The following is a 13,701-nucleotide window of genomic DNA, read 5'->3' as shown; positions in this document are numbered from 1 at the left end:
TTTGATGTTTTACAAGGACGAACGGTTGGCGCTGTTCATCGACGGGTCGAACCTGTACGCAGCCGCCAAAGCCCTCGGCTTCGACATCGACTACAAGCTGCTCAGACAAGAATTCGTGCGTCGCGGCAAGATGGTGCGCGCATTCTATTACACGGCACTTCTCGAAAATGACGAATACTCGCCGATCCGCCCGCTCGTGGACTGGCTGCACTACAACGGCTTCACCATGGTGACCAAGCCCGCGAAGGAATATACCGACGCGCAGGGCCGCCGTAAGGTGAAGGGAAACATGGACATCGAGCTGACCGTCGATGCCATGGAACTGGCGCCGCGCGTCGATCACATCGTGCTGTTCTCTGGGGATGGGGACTTCCGGCCGCTGATCGAAAGCCTGCAGCGTCAAGGCGTTAGGGTCTCGGTCGTCTCGACGATCCGCAGCCAGCCGCCGATGATCGCGGACGAGCTGCGCCGCCAGGCCGACAACTTCATCGAGCTCGACGAGCTGCGCGAAGTGATCGGCCGCCCTCCGCGTGAACAACAGGCGGAGCGCAATTTCGAGGTCGCCAACGGGAACTGATCCCTTGGTGCCTTCCAAGACTGGCGGATCTTATGGGGATGAGGTCCGCCGATCATGCTAGGTGAGGCTGCCAGTTACGGCGGCCTCTTCGTCGCGGCTTTCGGAGCCGCGACAATCCTGCCGTTCCAGTCGGAACTTATCTTCGTCGGCTTACAACTCGGCTCGAACCTGCCGATCTGGGCACTGGTGCTCGTGGCGAGCATCGGCAACACGCTCGGCTCTGTGGTCAATTACGCGCTTGGCGCCGGGCTCGAGCATTTCCGCCATCGTCGCTGGTTTCCCGTCACCGAGGCTCAGCTCGAGCGGGCGCAGCGCTGGTACGCCAAATGGGGTATCTGGTCGCTGCTGCTGAGCTGGGCACCGCTGGGCGATGGCTTCACCGTGGTCGCGGGAATCATGCGCACCCCGCTCTGGCTCTTCGTGCTGCTTGTCGCCGTGGCAAAGACCGGGCGTTATATCATACTGGCCTGGTTGACCGCTGCGACCCTGGGCTGAGCCTCTGGACCCGCGCCCGCAGAGCCACTAGGTCTGGGACAACAGGAGACGCACCGGTGACCAAAGCCATGACCAAAGCCCCTCTCACCCTCTATCTCGCCGCGCCGCGCGGGTTCTGCGCCGGCGTCGACCGGGCGATCAAGATCGTCGAGATGGCGCTCGAGAAATGGGGCGCGCCGGTCTACGTGCGGCACGAGATCGTGCACAACAAGTTCGTCGTCGACGGGCTGCGTGACAAGGGCGCGGTCTTTGTCGAGGAACTCGAGGACTGCCCGCCCGACCGTCCGGTGATCTTTTCCGCCCACGGCGTGCCCAAGGCGGTGCCCGCCGAGGCGGCGCGGCGCGAGATGGTCTACGTCGATGCCACCTGCCCCTTGGTTTCGAAGGTGCACATCGAGGCCGCCCGTCACCACGACAACGGCCTGCAGATGATCATGATCGGCCACGAGGGGCACCCGGAGACCGTCGGCACCATGGGGCAGCTCCCCGAGGGCGAAGTGCGGCTGGTCGAGACCGTCGCGGATGTGGCCGAGGTCGAGGTTCGTGATCCCGAACGTCTTGCCTTCGTCACCCAGACCACGCTGTCGGTCGACGACACGGTGGACATCGTTGCGGCGCTGCGCGCCCGCTTCCCCGCCATCGTCGGTCCGCACAAGGAAGACATCTGCTACGCCACCACCAACCGCCAGGAGGCGGTGAAGGCGATCGCCCCCGGTTGCGACGCGCTGTTGGTCGTGGGGGCGCCAAATTCCTCGAACTCCAAGCGGCTGGTCGAGGTGGCGCGCAAGGCGGGCTGCAGCTACGCCCAGCTGGTCCAACGCGCCGAGGACATCGACTGGCGCGCGCTCGAGGGCATCCGCGCGGTGGGCGTGACCGCCGGAGCCTCGGCCCCCGAGGTGCTGATCGACGAGGTGGTTGCCGCCTTCGGCGCGCGCTACGACATGACCGTCGAGAAGGTCGAGACCGCGCAGGAGAACGTCGAGTTCAAGGTGCCGCGCGTGCTGCGCGTGCCGGCCTGACACTTCCGCACCGCGCGTTCCGTGCGCGGCGTTGACAGCGGGCGGCCAATCGGAAACCTTGCGGCGCAAGCACCCGCCGAAGGAGAGACCATGCCCCGCCCAACCCATTCGCGGAGCCGCGCATGAGTTCCGTGCCCCGCGCCCCGCTGATCCTCGCGCTCGCCGGCCTGCTGCCTTTCCTCTGGTCGGTGGCCACGCATTTCAACGGCGCGCTCTACGATTGGTCGCTGGCCCATCTCGGCAGCCGCTTCGTTGCGCCCTACCTGCAGCTCTCGTACGGCACGGTGATCCTCGGCTTCATGTCGGGCGTGCTCTGGGGCTTCGCGACCAAGGCTGGCGGTGCCAAGGCGGCGACGGCCTACGCGCTGTCGGTGCTGCCCGCGCTCTGGGCCTTTTTCATGGTGGGCGGCGGGCCGGTGGCGGCGGCGACGAACCTCGTCTTCGGCTTCCTCGGCCTGCTGCTGCTCGACGCCTTCTTCCAGCTCTGGGGGCTGACTCCGCGTTGGTGGCTGGCGCTGCGCGTGCCGCTGACCGCCGCGGTCGTCGCCTGCCTGTCGGTCGAGGCCTTCCTGTGAGCGACGCGTGCCGGGCGTCGCCGCTCGGGCTTGACGGCACCTCCGAGCCATGGCTTAGCGTGCTCGCCCATGGCTGACCTATATGCATATACCGACGGAGCCTGCTCCGGTAATCCCGGCCCCGGTGGCTGGGGCGTTCTCATGCGCGCGATGGAGGGCGAGACCGTCGCCAAGGAGCGCGAGCTCAAGGGCGGCGAGGCGGAGACCACCAACAACCGCATGGAATTGATGGCGGCGATCAGCGCGCTCGAGGCGCTGTCGCGCCCGTCGAGGATTACCGTCGTCACCGATAGCGCCTACGTGAAGAACGGCGTTACCGGCTGGATCCACGGCTGGAAGCGCAACGGCTGGAAGACCGCCGCCAAGAAGCCGGTGAAGAATGCCGAGCTCTGGCAGCGGCTGGACGAGGCGCAGAAGCGCCACGACGTCACCTGGGAATGGGTCAAGGGCCACGCCGGCCATCCCGAGAACGAGCGCGCGGACGAGCTGGCGCGGGCGGGCATGGCGCCCTTCAAGGGCTGACGCCATGTCGCCGCTGGTCTTGCTCGACTATGCTTCGGTGCTGATCTTCGCGCTCACCGGGGCGCTCGTCGCCAGCCGGTCGCAGCTCGATGTGGTGGGCTTTGCCTTTCTCGCCTGCCTGACCGCCGTCGGCGGCGGCACCACGCGCGATCTGCTGCTCGACCGCCACCCGGTGTTCTGGATCGCCGAGCCCACCTATCTCGCCATCGCCTGCGCCGCCGCGTTGCTGGTCTTCTTCACCGCGCACCGGCTGGAGAGCCGGGCCAAGGCGATCCTTTGGCTCGATGCCGCGGCGCTTTCGGTGGCGGTGGCCGCGGGCAGCTCCATCGCGCAGGCCGAGGGCGCGGCCTGGGGCGTGGTGCTGGTGATGGGGGTGATGACGGGCTGCCTCGGCGGGCTGATGCGCGACGTGGTGGCCAACGAGGTGCCGCTGCTGCTCAAGCAGGGCGAGCCCTATGCCACCTGCGCGCTCTGCGGCGCGCTGGCGCTGCTGGCGGCTGGCTGGCTGGGCCTGACGCCCTTCTCGGCGGCGCTGGTCTGCGCCGGGGTGACCTTTGCCCTGCGCGCCTCGGCCCTGGCCTTTGGCTGGGGCATCCCGGTCTACAAGTCGCGCCCGCCGCGGGCCTGACGGTCGCCCTGTAGGGCGAGGGGCGCTGCCCCTTGTGCGCCCCGGGCGTAGTTTCAAAGAGAAGAAGGGAAGGAATCAAGACGGCTGGGGGCGCGGCGCCTGCGGCGCCCGCAGCCGATCCGGGTCACTGCAGGTCGGCGAAGGCCTTCTGCAGGCGGCTTCCGGCCTCGGCGATGGTGGCGCGGGGCGCGGCAAGGTTGATCCGCAGGAAGGTCTCGCCGCCGGTGCCGAAGGAGGGGCCGGGGCTGACGGCGATCTTGGCGATATCACGCACCCGCGCGTTGACCTCCTCGAAGTCCATGCCGGTGCCCGAGAAGTCCACCCAGGCGAGATAGGTCGCCTGCAGCGGCATCGAGCGCAGGCCGGGGATGGCGTTGACCATTTCGTCAAAGAGCGCCCGGTTGCCCTCGAGATGGGCGATCTGCGCGTCGACCCATTCCGCGCCCTCGGGCGAATAGGCGGCCGCGGTCATGATCAGGCCGAGCGCGTTGGGCTTGCTGTCGAGCGCGGTCAGGCGGTGCTCCATCCGCTGGCGCAGCCCGGCGTCGCTGATGGTCAGCGCCCCGACGCGCTGGCCCGCGATGTTGAAGGTCTTCGACGCGGCGGTGAGGGTGATCAGACGGTCTTCGCTTTCAGGGGCCGCCACGGCCATCGGCACGAAGGTCTCGCCCTTGTAGACGAGATCGTGGTGCACCTCGTCCGACAACAGCATCAGGTTGTTGCGCTTGGCAAACTCGGCAACTGCGCGCAGCTCGTCCGCGGTCCAGATCCGGCCCGAGGGGTTCTGCGGCGAGCACCAGATCAGCATGGTCTCCTTGCCGGTAAGCCGCGCCTGCGCGTCCTCGAGGTCGAGTTCGTAGCGGTCGCCCTCGCGCTTCAGCGGGCATTCGGTGACCACGCGGTCGGCGCGGCGGATCTTGGCGGCGAACTCGTGGTAGACCGGCGAGAAGATCGCCACGTGGTCGCCCGGGGCGGTGTAAACGTCGAGGCACATGGCCACGCCGTTGCCCAGCCCGTGCACCGGCACGATCCACTCCTGCTCGATGTGCCAGCCGTGGCGCTCTTTCATCCACCATTGCACCGCGCTGGTGTAGAGCCCCATCGCCGAGAAATACCCGAAGACGCCCAGATCGACCTGCGCCTGCAGCGCGTCACGCACGCAGGGTGCGGTGGGATAATCGGAATCGGCGGTCCACATCGCCAGACCGTCCTCCTGCGGCACGCCGAAGAGCTTCTCCATGAGGTCCCACTTGGCCGAGCCGGTGCCGCGGCGGTCGATCGGTTGGTCGAAGAGGTCTTTCATGGTCTCACTGTCACTTTCTGCTCTGGAACTGCCGGAATGCTGCTGCGGACGCTAGCGGCTTGGCGCCCGAGTGCAAGGGGCGGGGGCGCGGGCATCTTGCGCGCTCACGCGCATTTGCCTAAGTGAAGCGCATGAAACGCCCCATCCTCATCCACCCCGATCCGCGGCTGAAGAAGCTCTGTGCGCCGGTGCCCGACCTGTCGGACGAGCTGCGCGTGCTGGCTGACGACATGCTCGAGACTATGTATGACGCGCCGGGCATCGGGCTGGCGGCGCCGCAGATCGGCGTGCTGGAACGGCTGATCGTGCTCGATTGCACGCGCCCCGATGACGGCGACACGCCGCGCCCGCTGGTGATGTTCAACCCGCGGGTGATCGCCAGCTCGGACGAACGCAACGTCTACGAGGAAGGCTGCCTGTCGATCCCCGAGCAATATGCCGAGGTCGAGCGGCCGAAGATTGTCGAAGTCGAATGGCTGGACCGCGACGGGAAGCTGCAGAAGGAAGAGTTCGACGGTCTCTGGGCGACCTGCGTGCAGCACGAGATCGACCACCTCGACGGCAAGCTCTTCATCGACTACCTCAAGCCGCTCAAGCGCCAGATGATCACCCGCAAGATGGTCAAGCTGAAGCGCGAGAGGGCACGGATTTGAGCCTGCTGCCGATCCTGCGCTGGCCCGACCCGCGTCTGTCGCAGCGCTGCGCCGAGGTCGGCTCGGTGACCGATGTGGCCGGGCTGGTCAGCGATCTTTTCGAGACCATGTACGATGCCCCCGGCCGCGGCCTCGCCGCGCCGCAGGTGGGCGCAATGGTGCGGGTCTTCGTCATGGACGCGGGCTGGAAGGACGGCGAGATGACGCCGCGCGCCTGCATCAACCCCGAGATCACCTGGGCCTCGGACGAGCGGGTGACTGGCCCGGAGGGCTGCCTGTCGATCCCCGGTGTCACCGCGCAGGTCGCGCGTCACGCCCGCATCCGCCTGGCCTATACCGATCTCACCGGCGAGGTGCAGGAGGTCGATCTGGCGGGTGCCGAGGCGATCGTCGCGCAGCACGAGTACGACCATCTGGACGGTCTGGTGCATTTTGACCGCCTCGACGCCGAGGCGCGTAGCGCGCTGGTCGCCGACTACGAGGCGCTGGCGCAAGGAAGCTGCCAATGACCGCACGCCCCTGCATTCCCTGGCCCGACAAGCGCCTGCGCACGCCCGGCGCGCCGGTCGAGGCGATCACCGACGAGATTCGCCGCGTCTGGGACGACATGATCGACACGATGGAGGCGATGCCCGGCGTTGGCCTTGCTGCACCTCAGATCGGGGTGATGCTGCGGCTCGCCGTGGTCGATGCCTCGGAGGAGCGCGGCAAGGCGATCCGCATGGCCAACCCCGAGATCCTGCACGCCTCGGTGAAGATGAACAGCCATGAAGAGGCGAGCCCGAACCTGCCCGGCGTCTGGGCCAAGATCGAGCGCCCGCGCGGCGTGACCGTGCGCTTCATGAACGCCGAGGGCGAGATGCAGGAGCAGGACTTCGTCGGGCTCTGGGCGACTTCGGTGCAGCACCAGGTCGATCACCTGAACGGCAAGATGTATTTCGATCATCTCGGTAAGGTGAAGCGCGACATGCTGATCCGCCGCTCCAAGAAGCGCGGCTGACGCACGCCCTTGTCCGAGGCTGCGCTGGCGGCGAGGGCGGAATTTGCGTATTTGTCAAAGTGAAGAAGGGGCGGGCGCTGTCGGGCGAGCCGTTACCCTTGGGGTATCTTTGGAAACAGGAAAGGGGCGGCGGATGCGCATGGTCTTCATGGGAACGCCGGACTTTTCGGTGCCGGTGCTCGAGTCGCTGGTCGGGGCCGGACACGAGATCGCCGCGGTCTACAGCCAGCCGCCGCGGCCCGCCGGGCGCGGCAAGAAGGACCGGCCCTCGCCGGTGCAGGCCCGCGCCGAGGCGCTGGGGTTGGAGGTGCGCCACCCGGCGAGCCTGCGGGGGGCTGACGAGCAGGCGGAATTCGCCGCGCTGAAGGCCGATGTGGCGGTGGTCGTGGCCTACGGGCTGATCCTGCCGCAGGCGATCCTCGATGCGCCTGCGCGCGGCTGTCTGAATATCCACGCGTCCTTGCTGCCGCGCTGGCGCGGGGCGGCGCCGATCCACCGGGCGATCCTGTCCGGCGACCCGGAGACCGGCGTGTGCATCATGCAGATGGAGGCGGGGCTCGACACCGGTCCGGTGCTGCTGCGCGAGGCGCTCACCATTGGCGCCGAGGAGACCACCGGGGAGTTGCATGACCGGCTCTCCAAGATGGGCGCCCGGCTTATCGTCACCGCGCTCGAGCGGCTGGACCTGCTGGAGCCAGTGCCGCAGCCCGAGGCGGGGGTGACCTATGCGCAGAAGATCGACAAGGCCGAGGCGGTGCTGGACTGGAGCCTGCCCGCCGAGGAGGTCTCGCGGCGAATCCGCGGGCTGGCGCCCTTCCCGGGGGCCTGGACCATGGTGGATGGCGAGCGCGTCAAGCTCCTCGGCGCGCGGGTGGTTCCGGGCGAGGGCGCGCCGGGCGAGGCGCTGGACGGGGGCTTCGTCATCGCCTGCGGCTCGGGCGCGGTGCAGATCACCCGGGCGCAGCGCGCGGGCAAGGGCGCGCAGGATGCGGAGACCTTCCTGCGCGGCATGAAGGTTCCCGCCGGCACGGTGCTGGGCGGCGCATAGCGGGAGGACACGGCATGGGCATTCTCTGGCTTCTGATCATCGGCGCCGCGGCGGGCTTCTTTGCCACGCGAGTCATGCAGGTGCGGACTGGCGTGCTGCAGACGGTGGCCCTCGGCATGGGCGGCGCGCTCATCGGCGGGCTTGTGCTGCGCGGGCTGATCGCGGTGACCGGTGCGCTCGCCGGGCTCATCGGCGCGGTGCTGGGCGCGATGCTGCTGATCTGGATCCTTCAGAGGTTCGGGTCGCGCTGAGCTAGCACGCCCCGGCTGTGCGCTCATGCCGGAGGGGCTGCGCGCGGGTGCCTGTTTGCCGGGACAGGCAGCTCCCCTACGTATTTCTTGAAAGAAAACGCAGGGAGCGCGCACATCATGGGCCAACTGGTCGACGGCGAATGGCAGGACACCTGGTATGACACCAGCAAGACCGGCGGGAAATTTGTCCGGTCCACTGCCAAGTTCCGCAACTGGATCACTGCGGACGGCAGCGCAGGACCCTCGGGCGAGGGCGGCTTCAAGGCCGAGCCGGACCGCTATCATCTTTACGTCAGCTATGCCTGCCCCTGGGCGCATCGAGCGCTGATTTTCCGGGCTCTCAAAGGGCTCGGTGACCTTATCCCCGTGAGCGTCGTCCATCCCGAGATGCTGTCCGAAGGCTGGGAGTTCCGCACCGACTTCGAGGGTGCCACCGGCGACCGGCTGCACGATCTGCCCTTCCTGCGCGACATCTATCTCAAAGCCGATCCGGAGATCTCGGGGCGGGTGACCGTGCCGGTGCTCTGGGATCGCCAGCGCGAGACCATCGTGTCCAACGAGAGCGCCGAGATCATCCGCATGTTCAACTCTGCCTTCGACGGGCTGACCGGCAACACGGATGACTATTGGCCCGAGGCGCTGCGCGAGGCCATCGAGCCGGTGAACGCGCGCATCTACGACACGGTCAACAACGGCGTCTACAAGGCGGGCTTCGCGACCTCGCAGGAGGCCTACGAGGCAGCGGTTCTGCCGCTCTTCGAGACGCTCGACTGGCTCGAGGCGCGCCTGTCCGGCCAGCGCTACCTGATGGGCGACCGGATCACCGAGGCCGATTGGCGGCTGTTCACCACGCTGATCCGCTTCGATACGGTCTACCATGGCCATTTCAAGTGCAACCGGCGCCGGATCGTCGACTACCCGGCGCTCTGGGCCTATGTCCGCGAGCTTTACCAATGGCCGGGCGTGGCAGAGACGGTGCGGCTCGACCACATCACGCGGCACTACCACTACAGCCACGACACGATCAATCCGCACCGCATCGTGCCGATCGGGCCGGTGCTCGAGCTCGATGCGCCGCATGGGCGCGACGCGCTCTAAAGCGCGGGCTGAGAACTCAGACGGCGCGGCGCGCCGTAATGTTCGACCATGGCGGCCAGGTCCGCGGGGGCCGTCGCCGTTGGCAGGTAGGCGCAGGCATTGGCGCAGTGACGGAAGATCGAGCCGTCAGAAAAGACTGGCGCGTTCGTCACGAAGACGACGCGACAGTTGGGCTGCCGGTAAGAGGCGAAATCCGCGACCGCAAGTGCGCTGCCCGCGGCGAGCATCAGGTCGAGCACGATCACGTCGATGTCCTCGCCGCGGAGCATCTGGGTTGCGCCCTCTTGGTCCTGCGCGACGAGGACGTTGGCGCCGTTGCCTACAAGATGGCGGCTCCAAATCCGGGCGAGGGTCTGGTCACCTTGTACGATGAGGACTTTCATTCATCATCTCCCGGTGGACACTTCCCCTTGACCGCAGCTGACCGTGATCTGTTCTCGATTTTAGCCGGATTTGTCCTGCTCCACTGTTTTCGGGCGGCTTCCTAAACAAAACATTAATTTTGCCCGGCAGCGATGAATATTCGCTCACAGGGCCTGCAACCGGGCGTGATCGGTGCGGAGCCCGGACCGCTTGCCTGCCGGTCGCGGGCTGATAGGGTGGGGGCAGTCTTTGTGCGAGGTGTCGATGCGTGTCCTGCCCTTCCTGACCGCCCTGCTGCTTCCCGTGGCGGCGCAGGCGCAATCGGTGCCCTGCGGCGGCGACTTCCGCGACTTCTTGCGCGGCGTGTCCGAAGAGGCCGTGGCGCAAGGCGCGAACCCGGCGATGGCAGAGCGCTTCTTCTCCGGCCTCAGGCAGGACCCCAAGGTCCTGAAAGCCGACCGGGCGCAGGGCATCTTTCAGGCCCCTTTCATCGAGTTCTCGCGCAAGCTGATCTCGCAGGACCGGCTCGACAAGGGGCGCCGCAAGGCCGACGAGTGGGATGCCGTTTTTGACCGGATCGAGCGCGACTACGGCATCTCTCGCGGGGTGCTGCTGGCCTTCTGGGCTTTCGAGACCGACTACGGTGGCTACCAGGGCAACTTCAACACCGCCAATGCGCTGGCCACGCTGGCGCATGATTGCCGTCGGCCCGAGCTGTTCCGCCCGCAGTTGATCGCCGCGCTCGAGCTTTACGAGCACGGCGATTTCGACCCTGCGACCACCACCGGGGCCTGGGCGGGCGAGATCGGCATGGTACAGATGCTGCCCCGGGACATCATCGAGAACGGCGTCGACGGCGATGGCGACGGGCATGTGCGGCTCAAGGCGTCGGTGCCCGATGCGCTGATGTCGGGCGCACGGATGCTCTCGGGCCTTGGCTGGCGTCCCAACGAGCCCTGGCTGCAGGAGATCACTCTACCGGCGGAGTTCGACTGGTCGATGACCGGCCTGGAAACGAGCCTGACCGTCGCCGAATGGGAGCGGCTGGGAGTTGCCGGGCGCAATGGCGCGCTGGATGACGGGCGGTTGCAGGCCTCGATCATCCTGCCACATGGGCGGGGCGGTCCTGCCTTCATCGCCTATCCGAACTTCCGGGTTTTCTTCGAGTGGAACCAGAGCTTCACCTACGTGCTGACCGCGGGGTACTTCGCCACAAGGCTCGAGGGCGCGCCGGTCTACGACGCGGGCAGCCCTGCGCCGGGGCTTTCGGGGCCGCAGATGCAGCAGTTGCAGCGCAAGTTGCAGGCGCGCGGCTTCGACGTCGGAGAGGCGGATGGCATCCTCGGCGCGGGGACGCGGAGCGCAGTGCGGAAGGTGCAGGCCGAGATGGGCCTTGCTGTCGATGGCTGGCCAACGGCAGAGCTGCTGCAGGGCTTCTGAACGTAATGCTGCAGGCCTGCGGAAAGGGCCGGGCGGACAACGCCCGGCCTTGGTGTTTTCCGATCAGGCGAGAGCGGTTTCGGCGGCGGCGGAGAGGCGCAGGAGGCGGTCCTCCTCCATCGGCGCGGCCATCAGCGAAATCCCGCAGCTCGGCGTGCCGGTGGGCAGCGTGGTCGCGCAGAGCCCCATGACATTGCCGACCCGAGTGTTGCGCAGGGTGAGCAGGTTCTCGGTCACGTAGTAGTCGTCGTCGCTGAGCAGCCGGTCGACCTTGGGCGGCAGGTTCGGGGCGCTGGGGCAAAGCACCGCGTCGAAGCCCGCGGTGGCCTCGGCCCAGGCGGCGCGGGCCTGCATCATCCGCTCCCAAGCACGGAGGTACTCGGCGGCGGTGAAGGCCTTGCCGCCCTCGAAACGCTCGCGGATTGGCGCGAACATCAGATCGCCGCGGTCGGTGATGTCATCACCCCAGGTGGCCCAGGCTTCCGCGGTGTAGAGCACGGCGGCGTCGCCCATGGGGATGGCGACCTCGGGCACGTCGAGCGGCACGATCTCGGCGCCCGCGGCTCCCAGTCGCTCAAGCGCCGAATGGTAGGCGGCGGCCGGCTCGGGGCGCAGCCCGTCCATGACGATGGTGGTGAGCGCGGCGAAGCGCACGCCTTCGAGGGAGGCGCCGGTCAGGTCGGGGACACGGCGACCCTCGAGGGCGGCAAGCATCAGCGCCGCGTCTTCGACGGTGCGGCACAGCGGGCCGACCGTGTCGAAGCGCGAGGCCAGCGGCACCGCGCCGACCAGCGACAGGCGCCCCGCGGTGGTCTTGAGGCCGACGAGATCGTTCCAGGCCGCGGGGATGCGCACCGAGCCGCCGGTGTCCGAGCCGACCGCGGCGGCGGCAAGGCCGAAGGCGACCGAGGCCGCGGCGCCCGAGGAGGACCCGCCCGCCACCGCCTCGGCGTCATTGACCGAGGGCGGGGTCGCGGTGACCGGGTTCAGACCGAGGCCGGAGAAGGCCAGCTCCGACAAGTGAGTCTTGCCGAGGCAGACCAGCCCCATGGCGGTGGCGGTCTGCAGCACTTCGGCGTCGGTCTCGGGCACCCGGCCCTCAAGCAGCTTCGAGCCCGCCTCGGTCGCCACGCCGGCCGTGTCGAAGAGGTCCTTCCAGCTCACCGGCACGCCGTCGAGCGGCGAGAGGCGCATGCCCGCCTTGGCGCGGGCGCTAGCGGCTTTCGCCTCGGCCAGTGCGCGGTCAGGCGTCACCCGCGCGTAAATGCGATCCCTCAGCGGGTGCGCCGCGATTTTGTCGAGATAGGCCTGCGCCAGATCGACCGGGTCGACTTCGCCCGCACCGATCGCCCGCCCCAGCTCTGCCGCGCTTTTCCCTGTCCAGTCCGTCATGCCGCTTTCCTTGTTGAGGCCGCCTTCCATCCTGGGCGGCTTTGCTTTTTTCGATTGGCGCGACGGTAGCGGCACGGCGGCGCATGGACAATCCCACCCGCAGGACCATAGTACGCCCCATGACACAGGACAGCGATCTGCTCATTATCGGCGGCGGCCTCAACGGGCCAGCCCTTGCGCTGGCGGCGGCCAAGGCCGGCCTCAGCGCCACCGTCATCGACGCCCTGCCCGCCGAGATGCGGGCCGACCCCGAGTTCGATGGCCGCGCCTACGCGCTGGCGCTTGCCTCGGTGCGGCTGCTGGCCAATCTCGGGCTGTGGGAGCAGCTTTCCCCCGACGCCCAGCCGATGAGCGCGATCCGTGTCACCGACGGGCGGGTTGGCGAGGCGGAGGTCTTTCTCGGGCTCGATTTCGCCTCGGCGGAAATCGAGGAAGGCCCGATGGGCCATATGGTCGAAGACCGCTTCCTGCGCCGCGCTCTGCTCGAGGCGATGACCGCCGAGCCGCTGGTCACCCATCGCGCCTCGGCGACGGTGGTCGGGCAGGCGGTGGACGTCTCGGGGGTCACGGTGACCCTGGCGGATGGCGGCACCCTGCGCGGGCGGCTGCTGATCGGTGCGGACGGGCGCAGCAGCGGCACCGCCGCGCGCGCCGGGATCAGGCGCATGGGCTGGAGCTACGGGCAGACCGCGCTGGTCTGCGCCATCGCGCACGAACTGCCGCACGAGGGCGTGGCGCATCAGTTCTTCATGCCGAGCGGGCCGCTCGCCATCCTGCCGCTCACCGGCAACCGCAGTTCGATCGTCTGGAGCGAGAAGGACGCATTGGCCCGTGCCATCCACGCCCTGCCGGACGAGGAATACCTGCAGGTGCTGCGCCCGCGTTTCGGCGACTTCCTCGGCGAGATATCCCTCGCCGGGCCGCGCTACACCTACCCGTTGGGGCTGACCCTGGCGAATGCCTTCATCGCCGATCGGCTGGCGCTGGTGGGAGACGCGGCGCATGGCATGCACCCGATCGCCGGGCAGGGGCTCAACGCCGGGCTGCGCGACGTGGCGGCGCTGGCGCATGTTCTGACCCATGCGCAGCGGCGCGGCGAGGATGTGGCCTCGCCTCTGGTGCTGGCGCGGTACCAAAGCTGGCGTCGCTTCGACACGGCGGCGCTGGCGGCGGCGACGGATCTGTTCAACCGGCTCTTCTCGAACGACAACCCGATCCTGCGCGCCGGGCGCGACCTTGGCATGGCGCTGGTGCAGGGTGTCCCCGGCCTGCGCCGCAACTTCGTGCGCGAGGCGGCGGGGCTTACTGGCGAGTTGCCGGATCTCATGGCGAAATAG

The 13,701-nt window shown here is 68.1% G+C and carries 17 protein-coding genes; 14 read left to right on the top strand and 3 right to left on the bottom strand.

The genetic code is table 11. The features are described 5' to 3' along the window. Positions 1–4: 4 nt before the first annotated feature. The 6 genes from G0Q01_RS21370 to G0Q01_RS21345 all read left to right on the top strand — a co-directional run bounded on the left by G0Q01_RS21370 (position 5) and on the right by G0Q01_RS21345 (position 3,816). A complete protein-coding gene (locus G0Q01_RS21370; protein WP_092427755.1) occupies positions 5–577 on the top strand; it encodes an NYN domain-containing protein in 573 nt (190 codons plus the stop codon). 54 nt (positions 578–631) lie between these two features. After that, positions 632–1,072 (top strand): YqaA family protein, encoded by a 441-nt coding sequence (locus G0Q01_RS21365; RefSeq protein ID WP_164197624.1) that lies wholly within the window; start codon positions 632–634, stop codon positions 1,070–1,072. Between the two features lie 68 nt (positions 1,073–1,140). Next, positions 1,141–2,091 carry a 4-hydroxy-3-methylbut-2-enyl diphosphate reductase gene (ispH, locus tag G0Q01_RS21360; protein ID WP_164197623.1) on the top strand — a complete coding sequence of 317 codons (951 nt, stop codon included), beginning with the start codon at positions 1,141–1,143 and terminating at the stop codon, positions 2,089–2,091. 122 nt (positions 2,092–2,213) lie between these two features. Continuing rightward, positions 2,214–2,666: a DUF3429 domain-containing protein gene (locus tag G0Q01_RS21355; RefSeq protein ID WP_164197622.1), complete on the top strand. Its 453-nt coding sequence runs from the start codon at positions 2,214–2,216 to the stop codon at positions 2,664–2,666. Positions 2,667–2,735: 69 nt separating this feature from the next. After that, positions 2,736–3,188, top strand: a complete 453-nt coding sequence (gene rnhA, locus G0Q01_RS21350) for a ribonuclease HI (RefSeq protein WP_108964393.1) — start codon at positions 2,736–2,738, stop codon at positions 3,186–3,188. 4 nt (positions 3,189–3,192) lie between these two features. After that, positions 3,193–3,816: a trimeric intracellular cation channel family protein gene (locus G0Q01_RS21345; RefSeq protein WP_164213846.1), complete on the top strand. Its 624-nt coding sequence runs from the start codon at positions 3,193–3,195 to the stop codon at positions 3,814–3,816. A gap of 124 nt (positions 3,817–3,940) precedes the next feature. Here the strand turns inward: G0Q01_RS21345 and G0Q01_RS21340 are convergent, their stop codons facing one another. Continuing rightward, positions 3,941–5,119, bottom strand: coding sequence for a MalY/PatB family protein (locus G0Q01_RS21340; RefSeq protein WP_164197620.1), 1,179 nt, complete (start codon positions 5,117–5,119; stop codon positions 3,941–3,943). 131 nt (positions 5,120–5,250) lie between these two features. On the opposite strand from G0Q01_RS21340, the gene def (G0Q01_RS21335) reads away from it, so the two are divergent. From def (G0Q01_RS21335) to G0Q01_RS21310, 6 genes are all read left to right on the top strand, one after another. Beyond that, a complete protein-coding gene (def, locus tag G0Q01_RS21335; protein WP_108964396.1) occupies positions 5,251–5,772 on the top strand; it encodes a peptide deformylase in 522 nt (173 codons plus the stop codon). Further along, positions 5,769–6,281 carry a peptide deformylase gene (def, locus tag G0Q01_RS21330; protein ID WP_164197619.1) on the top strand — a complete coding sequence of 171 codons (513 nt, stop codon included), beginning with the start codon at positions 5,769–5,771 and terminating at the stop codon, positions 6,279–6,281. The genes def (G0Q01_RS21335) and def (G0Q01_RS21330) overlap by 4 nt, the downstream gene beginning before the upstream one ends. Further along, positions 6,278–6,772 (top strand): peptide deformylase, encoded by a 495-nt coding sequence (def, locus tag G0Q01_RS21325; RefSeq protein WP_164213845.1) that lies wholly within the window; start codon positions 6,278–6,280, stop codon positions 6,770–6,772. The genes def (G0Q01_RS21330) and def (G0Q01_RS21325) overlap by 4 nt, the downstream gene beginning before the upstream one ends. A gap of 133 nt (positions 6,773–6,905) precedes the next feature. Next, the gene (gene fmt, locus G0Q01_RS21320; RefSeq protein WP_164213844.1) at positions 6,906–7,820 is read left to right on the top strand and encodes a methionyl-tRNA formyltransferase; all 915 of its coding nucleotides are present in this window, start codon (positions 6,906–6,908) and stop codon (positions 7,818–7,820) included. 14 nt (positions 7,821–7,834) lie between these two features. Continuing rightward, positions 7,835–8,071: a GlsB/YeaQ/YmgE family stress response membrane protein gene (locus tag G0Q01_RS21315; protein WP_108964400.1), complete on the top strand. Its 237-nt coding sequence runs from the start codon at positions 7,835–7,837 to the stop codon at positions 8,069–8,071. A gap of 117 nt (positions 8,072–8,188) precedes the next feature. Beyond that, positions 8,189–9,169 carry a glutathione S-transferase family protein gene (locus G0Q01_RS21310; RefSeq protein WP_164197616.1) on the top strand — a complete coding sequence of 327 codons (981 nt, stop codon included), beginning with the start codon at positions 8,189–8,191 and terminating at the stop codon, positions 9,167–9,169. Here G0Q01_RS21310 and G0Q01_RS21305 read toward each other — a convergent pair. Continuing rightward, the gene (locus G0Q01_RS21305; RefSeq protein WP_164197615.1) at positions 9,166–9,552 is read right to left on the bottom strand and encodes a response regulator transcription factor; all 387 of its coding nucleotides are present in this window, start codon (positions 9,550–9,552) and stop codon (positions 9,166–9,168) included. The genes G0Q01_RS21310 and G0Q01_RS21305 overlap by 4 nt on opposite strands. 244 nt (positions 9,553–9,796) lie before the next feature. On the opposite strand from G0Q01_RS21305, the gene G0Q01_RS21300 reads away from it, so the two are divergent. After that, the gene (locus G0Q01_RS21300) at positions 9,797–10,972 is read left to right on the top strand and encodes a lytic murein transglycosylase (protein ID WP_164197614.1); all 1,176 of its coding nucleotides are present in this window, start codon (positions 9,797–9,799) and stop codon (positions 10,970–10,972) included. A 63-nt stretch (positions 10,973–11,035) separates the two neighbouring features. Here G0Q01_RS21300 and G0Q01_RS21295 read toward each other — a convergent pair whose 3' ends face one another. Next, positions 11,036–12,364 (bottom strand): amidase, encoded by a 1,329-nt coding sequence (locus G0Q01_RS21295; RefSeq protein WP_164197613.1) that lies wholly within the window; start codon positions 12,362–12,364, stop codon positions 11,036–11,038. Between the two features lie 119 nt (positions 12,365–12,483). On the opposite strand from G0Q01_RS21295, the gene G0Q01_RS21290 reads away from it, so the two are divergent. Beyond that, entirely contained in the window at positions 12,484–13,701 is a 1,218-nt protein-coding gene (locus G0Q01_RS21290) for a UbiH/UbiF/VisC/COQ6 family ubiquinone biosynthesis hydroxylase (RefSeq protein WP_164197612.1), read from the top strand.

It is taken from the genome of Salipiger sp. PrR007 (assembly GCF_010499845.1).
Classification (GTDB): Bacteria; Pseudomonadota; Alphaproteobacteria; order Rhodobacterales; family Rhodobacteraceae; genus Salipiger; species Salipiger pacificus_A.
The sequence above is the reverse complement of the archived record's forward strand: the minus strand, read 5'-3'. Positions and strand labels throughout refer to the sequence as shown.

Bases quoted from the DNA above. Each gene is read 5' to 3' on its own strand.
- G0Q01_RS21370 (WP_092427755.1), top strand. From the start codon at position 5: ATGTTTTACAAGGACGAACGGTTGGCGCTGTTCATCGACGGGTCGAAC.
- fmt (WP_164213844.1), top strand. From the start codon at position 6,906: ATGCGCATGGTCTTCATGGGAACGCCGGACTTTTCGGTGCCGGTGCTC.
- G0Q01_RS21355 (WP_164197622.1), top strand. From the start codon at position 2,214: ATGAGTTCCGTGCCCCGCGCCCCGCTGATCCTCGCGCTCGCCGGCCTG.
- G0Q01_RS21340 (WP_164197620.1), bottom strand. From the start codon at position 5,119: ATGAAAGACCTCTTCGACCAACCGATCGACCGCCGCGGCACCGGCTCG.
- def (WP_164213845.1), top strand. From the start codon at position 6,278: ATGACCGCACGCCCCTGCATTCCCTGGCCCGACAAGCGCCTGCGCACG.
- rnhA (WP_108964393.1), top strand. From the start codon at position 2,736: ATGGCTGACCTATATGCATATACCGACGGAGCCTGCTCCGGTAATCCC.
- G0Q01_RS21290 (WP_164197612.1), top strand. From the start codon at position 12,484: ATGACACAGGACAGCGATCTGCTCATTATCGGCGGCGGCCTCAACGGG.
- G0Q01_RS21295 (WP_164197613.1), bottom strand. From the start codon at position 12,364: ATGACGGACTGGACAGGGAAAAGCGCGGCAGAGCTGGGGCGGGCGATC.
- G0Q01_RS21345 (WP_164213846.1), top strand. From the start codon at position 3,193: ATGTCGCCGCTGGTCTTGCTCGACTATGCTTCGGTGCTGATCTTCGCG.
- G0Q01_RS21305 (WP_164197615.1), bottom strand. From the start codon at position 9,552: ATGAAAGTCCTCATCGTACAAGGTGACCAGACCCTCGCCCGGATTTGG.
- G0Q01_RS21365 (WP_164197624.1), top strand. From the start codon at position 632: ATGCTAGGTGAGGCTGCCAGTTACGGCGGCCTCTTCGTCGCGGCTTTC.
- ispH (WP_164197623.1), top strand. From the start codon at position 1,141: ATGACCAAAGCCCCTCTCACCCTCTATCTCGCCGCGCCGCGCGGGTTC.
- G0Q01_RS21315 (WP_108964400.1), top strand. From the start codon at position 7,835: ATGGGCATTCTCTGGCTTCTGATCATCGGCGCCGCGGCGGGCTTCTTT.
- def (WP_108964396.1), top strand. From the start codon at position 5,251: ATGAAACGCCCCATCCTCATCCACCCCGATCCGCGGCTGAAGAAGCTC.
- G0Q01_RS21310 (WP_164197616.1), top strand. From the start codon at position 8,189: ATGGGCCAACTGGTCGACGGCGAATGGCAGGACACCTGGTATGACACC.
- G0Q01_RS21300 (WP_164197614.1), top strand. From the start codon at position 9,797: ATGCGTGTCCTGCCCTTCCTGACCGCCCTGCTGCTTCCCGTGGCGGCG.